General features: G+C 63.9%; 14 protein-coding genes. 13 read left to right on the top strand and 1 reads right to left on the bottom strand.

Annotation, left to right across the window (positions count from 1 at the left end):
• Positions 1 to 22: 22 nt before the first annotated feature.
• From AOT87_RS05945 to AOT87_RS05885, 13 genes are all read left to right on the top strand, one after another.
• Complete coding sequence (locus AOT87_RS05945) at positions 23 to 1558, top strand: anthranilate synthase component I (RefSeq protein WP_057969045.1); 1536 nt, start codon at positions 23 to 25, stop codon at positions 1556 to 1558.
• Positions 1551 to 2183, top strand: coding sequence for a TIGR02234 family membrane protein (locus AOT87_RS05940; protein WP_057969044.1), 633 nt, complete (start codon positions 1551 to 1553; stop codon positions 2181 to 2183). The genes AOT87_RS05945 and AOT87_RS05940 overlap by 8 nt, the downstream gene beginning before the upstream one ends.
• A 94-nt stretch (positions 2184 to 2277) precedes the next feature.
• Positions 2278 to 3096 carry an indole-3-glycerol phosphate synthase TrpC gene (gene trpC / locus AOT87_RS05935; RefSeq protein ID WP_030097721.1) on the top strand — a complete coding sequence of 273 codons (819 nt, stop codon included), beginning with the start codon at positions 2278 to 2280 and terminating at the stop codon, positions 3094 to 3096.
• Positions 3097 to 3102: 6 nt separating this feature from the next.
• Positions 3103 to 4377: a tryptophan synthase subunit beta gene (gene trpB / locus AOT87_RS05930; protein WP_057965864.1), complete on the top strand. Its 1275-nt coding sequence runs from the start codon at positions 3103 to 3105 to the stop codon at positions 4375 to 4377.
• Positions 4374 to 5162 (top strand): tryptophan synthase subunit alpha, encoded by a 789-nt coding sequence (gene trpA, locus AOT87_RS05925; protein WP_057965863.1) that lies wholly within the window; start codon positions 4374 to 4376, stop codon positions 5160 to 5162. Before trpB ends, trpA begins: the two co-directional genes overlap by 4 nt.
• A gap of 34 nt (positions 5163 to 5196) precedes the next feature.
• Positions 5197 to 6240: a prolipoprotein diacylglyceryl transferase gene (gene lgt / locus AOT87_RS05920; RefSeq protein WP_057969043.1), complete on the top strand. Its 1044-nt coding sequence runs from the start codon at positions 5197 to 5199 to the stop codon at positions 6238 to 6240.
• A complete protein-coding gene (locus AOT87_RS05915; protein WP_046253764.1) occupies positions 6237 to 6593 on the top strand; it encodes an NINE protein in 357 nt (118 codons plus the stop codon). Before lgt ends, AOT87_RS05915 begins: the two co-directional genes overlap by 4 nt.
• Positions 6594 to 6676: 83 nt before the next feature.
• Positions 6677 to 6991 carry a quaternary ammonium compound efflux SMR transporter SugE gene (sugE, locus tag AOT87_RS05910; protein WP_030097726.1) on the top strand — a complete coding sequence of 105 codons (315 nt, stop codon included), beginning with the start codon at positions 6677 to 6679 and terminating at the stop codon, positions 6989 to 6991.
• An 87-nt stretch (positions 6992 to 7078) separates the two neighbouring features.
• Positions 7079 to 8497, top strand: coding sequence for a pyruvate kinase (pyk, locus tag AOT87_RS05905; RefSeq protein WP_075908546.1), 1419 nt, complete (start codon positions 7079 to 7081; stop codon positions 8495 to 8497).
• 15 nt (positions 8498 to 8512) lie between these two features.
• Entirely contained in the window at positions 8513 to 9382 is an 870-nt protein-coding gene (locus tag AOT87_RS05900) for an acyl-CoA thioesterase II (RefSeq protein ID WP_198528435.1), read from the top strand.
• Positions 9379 to 9564 carry a PLD nuclease N-terminal domain-containing protein gene (locus AOT87_RS05895; protein WP_030097729.1) on the top strand — a complete coding sequence of 62 codons (186 nt, stop codon included), beginning with the start codon at positions 9379 to 9381 and terminating at the stop codon, positions 9562 to 9564. Before AOT87_RS05900 ends, AOT87_RS05895 begins: the two co-directional genes overlap by 4 nt.
• A gap of 52 nt (positions 9565 to 9616) precedes the next feature.
• A complete protein-coding gene (locus tag AOT87_RS05890) occupies positions 9617 to 11026 on the top strand; it encodes a phosphatidylglycerol lysyltransferase domain-containing protein (protein WP_057969041.1) in 1410 nt (469 codons plus the stop codon).
• 56 nt (positions 11027 to 11082) lie between these two features.
• Positions 11083 to 12777, top strand: coding sequence for a hypothetical protein (locus tag AOT87_RS05885; RefSeq protein ID WP_057965859.1), 1695 nt, complete (start codon positions 11083 to 11085; stop codon positions 12775 to 12777).
• 3 nt (positions 12778 to 12780) lie between these two features.
• On the opposite strand, the gene AOT87_RS05880 is transcribed toward AOT87_RS05885, so the two are convergent.
• The coding region (locus AOT87_RS05880; RefSeq protein WP_057980219.1) for a DUF4190 domain-containing protein at positions 12781 to 13232 on the bottom strand (452 nt) is incomplete at its 5' end.

The following is a 13232-nucleotide window of genomic DNA, read 5'->3' as shown; positions in this document are numbered from 1 at the left end:
GGGGTCTGGGAGAATGACACGTATGCATAGCACCGTCAGTGGCGCCGCGACCACGACCAGGGAAGAGTTCAACGCCCTGGCGGCGGTGCATCGGGTGGTGCCGGTGACCCGAAAAGTGTTGGCAGACAGCGAGACGCCGCTCTCCGCCTACCGCAAGCTGGGCGCCAACCGGCCCGGCACCTTTCTGCTTGAATCGGCGGAGAATGGGCGGTCGTGGTCGCGCTGGTCCTTCATCGGCGCGGGATCGCCCTCTGCCCTGACGGTGCGCGACGGCCATGCCGCCTGGCTCGGAGCTGCCCCGGAGGGGGCGCCCGGCGGGGGCGATCCGCTCGATGCATTGCGGGCCACGATGGACCTGCTGGCAGGCGAGGCGCTGTCGGACCTCCCGCCACTGTCCGGCGGCATGGTCGGTTTCCTGTCCTATGACATCGTCCGGCGGCTGGAGCGCCTTCCAGAGCAGACAGTCGATGATCTGGGGCTGCCGGATCTGCTGCTCCTGCTCGCCACCGATATGGCGGCCGTCGATCACCACGAAGGCACCATCACGCTCATCGCCAACGCGGTGAACTGGGATGACACCCCGGAGCGTGTGGCCGAGGCCTATGACGGCGCGGTCGCGCGACTCGACGTGATGACGGCGGCGCTGGGGCAACCGTTGCCCTCGACTGTTGCCCATTTCGACCGCCCGGCACCGGCGTATCGCAGCCAGCGCACGGTGGAGGAATACAGCGCGATCGTCGACAAACTCGTCGGCGAGATCGAAGCCGGCGAGGCATTTCAGGTGGTGCCGAGCATGCGCTTCGAAATGGAGACCGATGTCGACCCGCTGGAGGTGTACCGCATCCTGCGGGTCACCAACCCGAGCCCGTACATGTATTTACTGCATGCGCCGGATGCCGATGGCGGGACAGCTTTTTCGATCGTGGGATCGAGTCCGGAGGCGCTCGTCACCGTCAAGGACGGAGTGGCCACCACCCACCCGATCGCAGGAACGCGCTGGCGGGGCGCCACCGATGAGGAAGACACCTTGCTCGCCAAGGATCTACTCGCCGACGAGAAGGAGCTCTCCGAACACCTCATGCTGGTTGATTTGGGCCGCAACGATCTCGGACGCGTATGTACGCCCGGCACGGTGCGGGTCAGCGATTACAGCCATATCGAGCGCTACAGCCACGTCATGCACTTGGTCTCGACAGTGTCGGGATCGCTGGCGGACGGTAAGACAGCGCTGGACGCCATCACCGCATGTTTCCCCGCGGGAACGCTGTCGGGGGCGCCGAAGGTACGTGCCATGGAACTCATCGAGGAAGTCGAGCTGACTCGTCGCGGACTGTACGGGGGGGTGCTGGGATACCTGGACTTCGCCGGAAACGCCGATTTCGCCATCGCGATCCGAACCGCGCTGTTCAAAGACGGGCGTGCCTACGTGCAAGCCGGTGGGGGTGTGGTCGCCGACTCCACAGGCGAGTACGAGTACAACGAGGCCAGGAACAAGGCCACCGCTGTGCTCAATGCGATCGCCGCTGCCGAAACCCTCACGGGCGCCGCGGATGTCTAATCCGGCTCCGCCGCAGTCGGGCCGCAAGCGGCTGGTCACCGGCGCCGGATTGCTCCTGATCGCAGCGGGTGGACTGTGGGGAGCCTCAAAGCTCACGTGGGTGCGCCTGCGTTCCTTCGACGGTTTGGGTGAGCCGCGAACGATTCTGGTTTCCGGCGCCGACTGGTCGGCGGCCTTGGTTCCGTTGGCGGTCGCCTTGGTGGCGGCGGCGATCGCGACTCTGGCCATCCGCGGATGGGCCCTGCGGATCCTGGCGGTTCTCGTCGCGGTGATCGGAGCGGGCGCGGCCTATCTGGGGGTCAGCCTATGGGCCGTTCGTGATGTCGGGCCCCGCGCCGCGGACGTCAAGAACGTCCCGGTGTCCACCCTGATCGGCGCCGACCGGCTCTCCGATGGAGCCACCACCGCCGTGGTGGCCGCGGTGGTGGTCGTATTGGCCGCCATTACGCTTCTGCGGGCCGCACGGGGTGTCGTGGACACCAAGTATCAGACTCCGGCCGCGCGACGCTCAGACAGTGCGGATCTGGGAGAAAAGACGCAGAGCGAGCGGGTGATGTGGGACAGCCTGGACGATGGACAGGACCCCACCGTCGGTCCGCCCGAGCGTTCGTCGGGCCCTACCTGACCCGGTTTTCTTGTGTGAGCCTCGAACGGCTACCCTTCTGTGAAGTTCGAGCGTGTAGGCGCGGGGGCGTCGCAAGAAGGGAATCGTCGAGGTCATGAGTTCGGGAACCGTACTCGATTCGATCCTCGATGGCGTGCGCGCTGATGTCGCGGCTCGCGAAGCCGTTGTTGATCTGGCCACCGTGAAGGCGGCCGCCAAAGCAGCACCCAAGCCACTCGATGTCATGGCCGCGCTGCGCGAACCGGGAATCGCCGTGATCGCCGAGGTGAAGCGGGCCAGCCCATCGCGTGGTGCACTGGCCGATATCAGCGATCCCGCAGAGCTTGCCAAGGCTTACGAGGATGGGGGAGCACGGATTATCAGCGTGCTCACCGAGGGCCGGCGATTCCACGGAAGTCTCGACGATCTGGACTCAGTGCGCGCCGCCGTATCAGTTCCCGTGTTGCGCAAAGACTTTGTCATCAGTCCGTACCAGATCCACGAGGCGCGGGCACATGGCGCCGACCTGATCCTGCTGATCGTTGCGGCGCTGGAACAGACCGCACTCGTCTCGCTGCTCGACCGCACCGAGTCGCTCGGGATGACCGCGCTGGTGGAAGTACACACCGAGGAAGAAGCCGATCGTGCGCTGTCCGCCGGCGCATCCGTTATCGGTGTCAATGCCCGCGACCTGAAAACTCTTGAAATCGACCGCGATTGCTTCTCGCGTATTGCGCCGGGGCTGCCCAGCGGCATCATCCGCATCGCCGAGTCCGGCATTCGCGGGACGGCCGACCTGCTGGCGTATGCCGGTGCAGGTGCCGACGCCGTACTGGTCGGTGAGGGATTGGTTACCAGTGGCGATCCGCGCGGAGCCGTCGCCGATTTGGTGACCGCGGGCACGCATCCGTCCTGCCCCAAACCGGCTCGCTAGACAATTATGAAGAACACCGGCCTGCCGCAGATGAGTGCTGCGATCGCCGAGCCAACCGCGCATGATCCCGATGGCCGCGGGCACTTTGGTCCCTACGGCGGCCGATATGTGGCCGAGGCTCTGATGGCCGTCATCGAAGAAGTGACCGCCGCGTACGAGAAGGTCAGGTCCGACCGGTCCTTCCTCGACGAGCTCGACCGGTTGCAGACGCACTATGTGGGCCGGCCCTCGCCGCTGTACGAGGCCGAGCGCCTCAGTGCCCACGCGGGCGGTGCACGTCTGCTGCTCAAGCGAGAAGACCTGAACCACACTGGTTCCCACAAGATCAACAACGTTCTTGGCCAGGTCCTCCTGGCCAAGAGGATGGGCAAGACACGCGTCATCGCGGAGACCGGCGCGGGACAGCACGGAGTCGCCACTGCCACCGCGTGTGCACTTCTGGGGCTCGAGTGCGTCATCTACATGGGCGCCGTCGATACAGCACGTCAGGCACTCAATGTCGCGCGAATGCGGTTGTTGGGATCGACCGTGGTGTCCGTGGAATCGGGATCGAAGACCCTCAAGGACGCGATCAACGACGCCATGCGCGACTGGGTGACCAACGCGCACAATACCTACTACTGCTTCGGTACCGCTGCCGGCCCACATCCCTTCCCGGTGATGGTTCGCGATTTTCAGCGCATCATCGGTATGGAAGCGCGGGCTCAAGTACAGGACCAGGTCGGCAGATTGCCAGATGCGGTGGTGGCCTGTGTCGGCGGCGGCTCGAACGCGATCGGTATTTTCCACGCGTTCATCGACGATCCACAGGTGCGGCTGGTCGGGTACGAAGCCGCCGGCGACGGTGTCGAAACCGGAAGGCACGCCGCCACATTCACCGGTGGCACGCCCGGGGCTTTCCAGGGCTCCTACTCGTATCTGTTGCAGGACGAAGATGGTCAAACTATCGAGTCTCATTCAATCTCAGCGGGTTTGGATTACCCCGGAGTGGGCCCCGAGCATGCCTGGCTGCGTGAGACCGGGCGCGCGGATTACCGCCCGGTGACCGACAGCGAGGCCATGGACGCCTTCCTGCTGCTTTCTCGCGCCGAGGGCATCATCCCGGCCATCGAATCGGCACACGCCGTCGCGGGCGCACTCAAGCTCGGAACGGAGCTGGGCGAAGGCGCGGTGATCGTGGTCAACCTGTCCGGACGCGGCGACAAGGACGTCGAGACCGCGGCCAAGTGGTTCGACCTCTTGGACAAGAACGACGCGGATCAGAACGGGGCCGGGGCATGACGCAGTCAGGCCGCCTGACCGAGGTCTTCGACAAGTGCCGCGCCGAGGGGCGTGCCGCGCTGATCGGTTATCTGCCCAACGGGTATCCGGACCTGGACACCTCGATCGAACTGATGACCACGCTGGTGCAGGGCGGGTGCGACATCATCGAAGTCGGAATCGCCTACTCGGATCCGATGATGGACGGCCCGATGATCGCCGCGGCGGCGGAAACCGCGCTGAGTAACGGGATTCGGGTGGCTGACGTTTTCACGACAGTCCGCGCCATCACCGATGCCGGCGGACAGGCCGTCGTGATGTCGTACTGGAATCCGGTGCTGCGCTATGGCGTTGACGCATTCTCACGTGACCTCGCCGCGGCTGGAGGTCTCGGAATCATCACCCCCGATCTGATCCCCGACGAGGCCGAAGACTGGATCGCGGCCTCCGATGCTCATGACCTCGATCGCATCTTCCTGGTCGCGCCCTCATCCACGCCGGAGAGACTTGAAAAGACGATCGGTGCATGCCGGGGCTTCGTCTACGCGGCGTCCACCATGGGTGTCACCGGCGCTCGCGACGCGGTGTCGAATGCCGCTCCCGCACTGGTGAGCAGAGTTCGCGAGGTCTCCGATATCCCGGTGGGGGTCGGTCTTGGCGTGCGATCCGGTGCTCAGGCAGCCGAGATCGCCGCATATGCCGACGGCGTCATCGTGGGCTCGGCGCTGGTGGCGGCCGCCCCCCAAGGTGCAACCGCCGTGCGTAGCCTGACTGAAGAGTTGGCGACCGGAGTCCGAAGGGCCTAAGCCCAGGGATGACAGGAAAAGCAGGGACAACACCGTGACAGTCGTGAATCTGGCATATATCCCCAGCCCGCCCCAAGGGGTTTGGCATCTGGGGCCCATCCCGATCCGCGCCTACGCACTGTGCATCATCGCGGGCATCATCGTCGCGCTGGTCATCGGCGATCGTCGATGGGAGCAGCGCGGCGGCGAGCGCGGCGTCATCTATGACATCGCGTTGTGGGCGGTGCCGTTCGGACTGGTCGGTGGACGTCTTTACCACGTGATGACCGACTGGCAGACGTACTTCGGCCCGCACGGCAAGGGTCTGGGCAAGGCGATCGCGGTCTGGGAAGGCGGCCTCGGTATCTGGGGAGCCGTCGCCCTCGGTGGTGTCGGCGCCTGGATCGCGTGCCGCCGGCGAGGTATTTCGTTGCCCGCCTTCGGCGATGCGATCGCTCCCGGCATCGTGCTGGCCCAGGCGATCGGCCGGTTGGGCAACTACTTCAATCAGGAACTCACCGGTGGTCCCACTACGCTGCCGTGGGGGCTAGAGCTGTTCTACCGGCGCTCGGCCGACGGCACGGTAGACGTTCTCAATCTCAACGGTGTGTCCACCGGAGAGGTCGCACAGGTCGTCCACCCGACCTTTCTCTACGAATTGTTGTGGAACGTCCTTGTTTTCGCGCTGTTGATCTTTGTCGATCGGCGCTTCAAGATCGGGCACGGACGCCTGTTCGCGATGTACGTCGCGGCGTACTGCGTGGGACGCTTCTGGGTCGAATTGGTGCGGGTGGACCCGGCCACACAGTTTGGTGGAATTCGCGTCAACTCCTTCACTTCGACACTGGTGTTCCTCGGTGCGATCGCCTACATTCTGCTGGCCCCCAAGGGACGTGAGGACCCGGCGACCCTGGGTGGTACCCCGGCGCAGACCGAAGAGGCCGCGAGCGCGGACGGTGAGGCTGCCGCTCAGGAACCCGCGGACTCTACTGATGTCGCGGACGCGGGGGAGGAAGACGTCACGAAAGTCCCGGTGGACGACCCCGCTGAGAAATCGGCCGACGAGACCGGTGAGAATTCTGGCATTGTGGAGAAATGACCGAGAGCACGCCGCCTCCTTTCGGAACACCTCCGCCGGTGCCGCCATCGCCAGGCGTCCCGTATCCACCCCCATATGTGGACCCCGCCGCACCGTACGGGCGTGACCCGGCCACCGGGGCACCGTACTCAGATAAGTCGAAGCTGATCGCCGGCCTGCTGCAACTGTTGGGCCTGGTCGGATTTCTGGGCTTCGGTCGGATCTATCTGGGACAGACGCTGCTCGGCGTTGTCCAGCTGCTGATCGGCCTGGTGACGTTCGGAATCGTCGCTGTCATCTGGGCGGTCGTCGATGCGGTCCTGATCTTCGGCGGCAAGGTCAGCGATAAAGCGGGTCGGCAGCTTCGCGATTGACATGTGAGACAATGAAGATGACCGGGACGACCCGGTAATTCTTCGCCAGGGGACGGCCTCACCGAAATGTGGAGGTATCTCTCATGGTTTGGCTGGTCCTTCTTCTTGCGGGTCTGCTCGAGGTGGGCTGGGCCATCGGTCTGAAATACACCGAGGGATTCACTCGGCTGTGGCCGACCGTCGGCACTGTCGGATCGATGATCATCAGCATCGCGATGCTGGGTATTGCGATGAAAAGCTTGCCGGTCGGCACCGCCTACGCGATCTGGGTGGGTGTTGGTGCTGTCGGTACCGCAATCCTGGGCATCGTGCTGTTCGGCGATTCGGCCAACGCCTGGCGGCTATTGAGCCTGGGGTTGATCGTTGCCGGCATCATCGGTCTGAAATTGGCCTCCTGACAACGCAAACCGGTGAAGGTAACCGCTTGGTGAATCGTGTCCGCGCTGACTCGTGAGTAGGTATCAGCACGACTATGCTCAAAAGTCGTGACGAGACGCGGAAAGATTGTTTGTACCCTTGGTCCTGCGACCGGTTCCGCCGAGCTTGTGCGTGAGCTTGTCGAATCCGGGATGGACGTCGCGCGACTCAACTTCAGCCACGGCGAGCACGCCGACCATGAGCAGAACTATCGCTGGGTGCGTAAGGCATCCGACGAGACCGGGCGCGCGGTCGGCGTGCTCGCGGACCTGCAGGGTCCCAAGATCCGGCTGGGCCGGTTCGCCACCGGGGCCACCCATTGGGCGACAGGCGAGCAGGTCAGGATCACCGTCGAGGATGTCGTGGGAACCCCGGACCGGGTGTCGACCACATACAAGCAGTTGGCTACCGACGCTGCCGTGGGCGACAGGCTTCTGGTGGACGACGGCAAGGTCGGCTTGACCGTCGAGGCGATCGAAGGCAACGACGTGGTCTGCCGGGTCACCGAGGGAGGTCCGGTCAGCAACAACAAGGGGCTCTCCCTTCCGGGGATGAATGTCTCGGTGCCGGCCCTGTCCGAAAAGGACATCGCGGATCTCGAGTTCGCACTGCGCCTCGGGGTGGACCTCATCGCACTGTCGTTTGTGCGGTCGCCCGGCGATGTGGAACTGGTGCACGCCATCATGGACCGCGTCGGACGTCGGGTGCCGGTGATCGCCAAGCTCGAGAAGCCCGAGGCGGTCGCCAACCTTGAGGCGATCGTGCTCGCATTCGACGCGATCATGGTCGCTCGCGGCGATCTGGGGGTCGAACTTCCGCTCGAAGATGTGCCGATTGTGCAGAAGCGCGCTATCCAGATCGCGCGTGAGAACGCGCGTCCGGTCATCGTGGCGACTCAGATGCTCGAGTCGATGATCGAAAACTCACGCCCGACGCGCGCCGAGGCTTCGGATGTCGCCAACGCGGTCCTGGACGGGGCAGATGCCGTGATGTTGTCGGGGGAGACCTCGGTGGGCAAGTACCCCATGGAGGCCGTGCGGACAATGGCCCGCATCGTGTCCGCGGTCGAGAGCCATTCGGTGAGCGCGCCGCCGCTGACCCACGTGCCGCGAACCAAACGCGGTGTCATCTCGTATGCGGCGCGCGATATCGGCGAACGGCTCAACGCCAAGGCCCTGGTGGCGTTCACCCAGTCGGGCGACACGGTGCGACGGCTGGCCCGGTTGCACACTCCACTGCCGGTGCTGGCCTTCACCCCGCTGCCCGAGGTACGTAGCCAGTTGGCGCTGACCTGGGGAACTGAAACCTTCATCGTCCCGGTCATGGACACCACCGACGGCATGATCCAACAAGTGGATACGGCGTTGCTGGCTATGGAGCGCTATCAACGGGGAGATCTGGTGGTGATCGTCGCGGGCGCTCCACCCGGGACAGTAGGCTCGACCAATCTGATCCACGTACACCGGATCGGCGAGGACGACCACTAGAGACGAGGATCGAGCATCAGCAACGCACCTGATTTCGCACAGCTACTCGCGCTGCTGGAGCTGAAGAACCCCGAGACCGACCTGTTCATCGGCGGTCACCCGACGGTCAATCCGCCCCGGACCTTCGGCGGTCAGCTGATGGCACAGTCCGTGGTTGCCTCGGGGCGCACCGTGTCCGAGAAGCTCTCGCTGGCGGCCGTCTCCACCCATTTCATCAACGGTGGCGACCCCGAGCAAGACATCGAGTTCCGGGTCCTGCGATTGCGGGACGAGCGCAATTTCGCCAATCGCCGCGTCGACGCGGTCCAGGGTGACCTGTTGCTGTCCTCCGCGTTGGTGTCGTACCTGAAGGATTCACCCGGGCTGGAACATGCGGTGAAACCGCCGACGGTGGCCGATCCTGAAACGCTGCCGACCATCGACGAGCACCTGGTCGGCTACGAGGAGACCGTGCCGATGTTCGTGGCCGCCCTCAAACCCATCGAATGGCGCTACGACAACGATCCGGCCTGGGTTCTCAAGGCGAAATCCGAACGGCTGGAACATAATCGGGTGTGGATGAAGACCCACTCCGTACTGCCCGACGATCCGGTTCTGCACAGCGCGGCACTGGTTTACGCATCGGACACCACGGTGCTGGATTCGATCATCACCACCCATGGCCTGTCGTGGGGTTACGACCGGATTTTCGCCGCCACCATCAACCACAGCGTCTGGTTTCATCGCCCGGTGCGCTTCGATGACTGGGTGCTCTACGCAACCGAGTCGCCGGTTGCCTCGGCGGGCCGGGGAACGGGGGCCGGGCGTTTTTTCGATCGCGAAGGGGCGTTGCTGGCCAGTACTATCCAGGAAGGTATTGTCAAACACTTCCCGGGGCGGTCATGATTCGAATTCTTTCTCTACTGGTGCTGGTTCTTACTGTCGTCACCATCATTTCCATCATCAAAGACCCGGTCAAGCCCAATGGCGAGAAGCTTCCCTGGGCCATCATCGTGCTCGTCTTCCCGATCTTCGGTCCCATCCTCTGGTTTGCGATCGGAAAGAGCGATCCCTCCGACCGCTGGTAGCTGCGGGAGTATTCTTGAAGGTCGGTATTGGGAGACCGTGGGAGGTGGCTGAATGCTGGAACCATCGGCCGCAACCACCCACGTGCGTATTGCCGAACGCATTGCCGTCCACAGCGATTCGAGGCCCGCGCGGCTGGTGAGTGCCGCCGCGGTGCTGGTGGTCGCGGGATGGCTGGTGTTGTTGGTCGCCCACTCCGGATACCCGAAGCAACCCGATTTCGATGAAATCCTCTGGCCGCTCACCGTTCTGTTGTGCGTCGGATTCATCGCTCGCGGAATCTTTCTGGGGCGACCGGTCACCTACGGTCATGCGGCGTGGGCGGGAGTATCCGTGCTGGTCGCGTTGGGGGCCGGAGTCCTGCAGTTCGAGCACGCCGGCGATGCGTTGGTCGTCGCGGCCGGGCTCATCCTCATGTGGCCGACATCGGCGCCGGCGCAGCCCGAGGCGCTGGCCGAGGTCGGTGCACTGGTGGACAGAACCGGTGACGACCCGTTGGCAGCCTTCGCGATGCACTCGCTCAAGTCGTATTACTTCAACGCCGATCGCACCGCAGCCATCGCGTACCGGACACGCGCCGGTTTTGCCGTGGTTGGTGGAGATCCGATCGGTGACGAATCCCGGTTCCCGTCCCTGGTTCAGGAATTCGCGGCCATGTGTCGCTCGCATGGCTGGCGCATCGCGATATTGGGGTGCAGCGAGCGTCGGCTATCGCTGTGGAGTGACCCGCATTCCCTGGGGCATTCACTCCGCGCCATCGCGGTGGGTCGTGATGTCGTGGTCGATGTGCAAGCCTTCGACATGGTGGGCCGCAAGTATCGGAATCTGCGCCAGGGCATGCAGCGCACCCACAACGCGGGGGTCACCACAGAGATCGTCGACGAGCGCGGTCTCGATGACGGGCTGCGCGCCGAACTGCAACAGGTGATGGAACTTTCGCATGGAGGCCGCTTCGAGCGCGGATTCTCGATGATCCTCGACGGTGCGCTACTCGGGCGCTATCCCGGCATTCGGCTGATCGTCGCCCGGGATGATCGCGGTGTGGTGCAAGGGTTTCACCGCTACGCCACCACTGGGGGCGGCACCGATGTCTCTCTCGATGTGCCGTGGCGGCGCCCGGGTGCACCGAACGGGATCGACGAACGACTGACCATCGACATGATCGCACTTGCCAAGACCGAAGGCGCCCGTCGCTTGTCGCTGGCGTTCGCGGCATTCCCGGAGATCTTCGCCGAGCAGGACCGCACTCGCGTGCAGGAGCTCTGCTACTCGGCGATTCACGTACTCGATCCGCTGATCGCCCTAGAGTCTTTGTACCGTTACCTGCGCAAATTCCACGCGCTGGGGGATCGGCGCTACGTGCTTGTGCAGATGTCCACGGTGCCGCTGGTCGCATTCGCGTTGCTGAGCCTGGAGTTCACCCCACGGTTGCGCCCGAAAACACCGGCTGGAGCGCCTGCGTAACAGGACATTAACGTCCGGAAAATGCGCACGACTTGGGCGCTCGACAGGCTGTCCGCGTGACCGACACTCTCGATACGACTGCATCCGCACCCGTTTCGTCTGCTCCGTCCACCCACGATGCCGCCGAAAGCGCGGCACTGCGGGAGACCTTGGAGGACTACACCCTCCGATTTGCGCCCAGGCGATTTCGACGGTGGAGCCCGGCTGTTGTCGGTGTGACCGCCCTGGGTGGCATCGCCTACCTGGCCGACTTCGCGATCGGCGCCAACATCGGAATCTCCTATGGCACCGGAAATGCCCTGTGGGGGATCGGGTTGTTCGCGGTCATCATCATCCTGACCGGAATCCCGGTCTCGTACTACGCCGCCCGTTACAACATCGATCTCGACTTGATCACGCGCGGAAGCGGATTCGGTTACTACGGCAGCATCGTCACGAACATCATCTACGCGACGTTCACATTCATATTCTTCGCGCTCGAAGGCTCGATCATGGCCCAGGGCCTGAAGCTCGGGCTTGGCGTGCCGCTACCCATCGGATATGCGGCCTCCACCATCATCATCATTCCGCTGGTCATCTACGGGATGAAGGCGCTCTCGGTGCTGCAGGTCTGGACCACTCCGCTGTGGCTCGTCATGATGGTCATCCCGTTCGTCTATCTCGTGGTGCGTCACCCGGATTCGATCGGAAGCTTCTTCGCCTACGGTGGCAAGGAGGCACAAGGCGTCAATCTGGGGTCGATCATGCTCGCCGCGGGCGTGTGCCTGTCCCTGATCGCCCAGATCGCCGAGCAGATCGACTACCTGCGGTTCATGCCGCCCAAGACGCCCGAAAACAGCCGCCGCTGGTGGACCGCGATGCTGCTGGCGGGGCCGGGCTGGGTGCTGTTCGGAGCCATCAAACAGGTGATCGGGCTGTTCCTGGCGGTGTATCTGATCGCCAATGTGGCCGGCGGCGCTGCCGTGGCCAATCAGCCGGTGCACCAGTTCCTGGAGATCTACCAGAACATGATGCCGCACTGGCTCGCCATCACGCTGGCCGTGATTCTGGTGGTGATCAGCCAGATCAAGATCAATGTCACCAACGCCTACTCGGGTTCGCTGGCCTGGACGAACTCTTTCACCCGTATCACCAAGCACTACCCGGGCCGGTTGGTCTTCGTGCTGTTCAACCTGGTGATCGCCCTGGTGCTGATGGAAGCCAACATGTTCGACTTCCTCAATACCATTCTCGGGTTCTACGCCAACTGCGGTATGGCCTGGGTGGTCACGGTGGCCACCGATATCGCGATCAACAAGTACGTCCTGAAGCTCTCGCCCATGAAGCCGGAATTCCGGCGCGGCATGCTCTACGACGTCAATCCGGTCGGATTCGTCTCGATGCTGCTGTCGGCGGGCATCTCGATCCTGGTCTTCTTCGGAGTGTTCGGCGAGGCGATCCGGCCCTACTCGCCGATTGTGGCCGTCGTCATCGCCTTCGTGTTGCCGCCCATTCTCGCGGTCGCGACACGCGGAAAGTACTACCTGCGTCGCACCGACGACGGTATCGACCTGCCGATGTACGACGAGTACGGGAACCCGTCGGATGAGTTACTTCGTTGTGCCGTCAGCGGAATCGAGTTTGAGCGCCCCGATATGCTCGCCTCCGCCAAGCCCGGTCCCGACGGCGAGAAGCAGTACATCTCCTCGCTCAGCCTGGCCACCGATCGTGTCGGCGAGCACGTGCTGCCCGCCGATCCACCCGCGCGGTAAACGTCAGGGCGCGGGAGTACCGGCCTTCTGATTCATCCGCTTCTCGAAGTCGTTCTGGCATTGGGTTGCCTTGACTTGGTCACCCTGGGCATTGGAGACGCACGTGAGGAAGTCGGTCAGACCGGCTGACTTCATGAAAACCAGCGTGAACACCAGGATCGCCGTGGACAACAGCACGGCAAGGGTTCCGAGCACGATGCCGGAGATCGCCACACCGCGATTGTTGGCTTCCCCGCGCGTGACCCTTCGCACGCCGACGATCCCGAGGATCACCGCAACAAGGCCGCCGATAAACCCGCCAAAGACTGTGCAGGAGAACAGAACGGCGATGATGCCCACCACCAGCGCGCCTACCCCGAGACCATTCTTTGGGGCGGGCGGGGGCACCGGCGCACCGTACTGATACGGGTAGGGAGGCGGGTACCCGCCGGGCGGCTGATACGGGTAGTACGGCG

Origin of the sequence: Mycobacteroides sp. H003 (assembly GCF_001440135.1) — a bacterium.
In the GTDB taxonomy this organism is placed as follows: Bacteria; Actinomycetota; Actinomycetes; order Mycobacteriales; family Mycobacteriaceae; genus Mycobacterium; species Mycobacterium gwanakae.
This window is presented reverse-complemented; position numbering and strand designations above follow the sequence as displayed.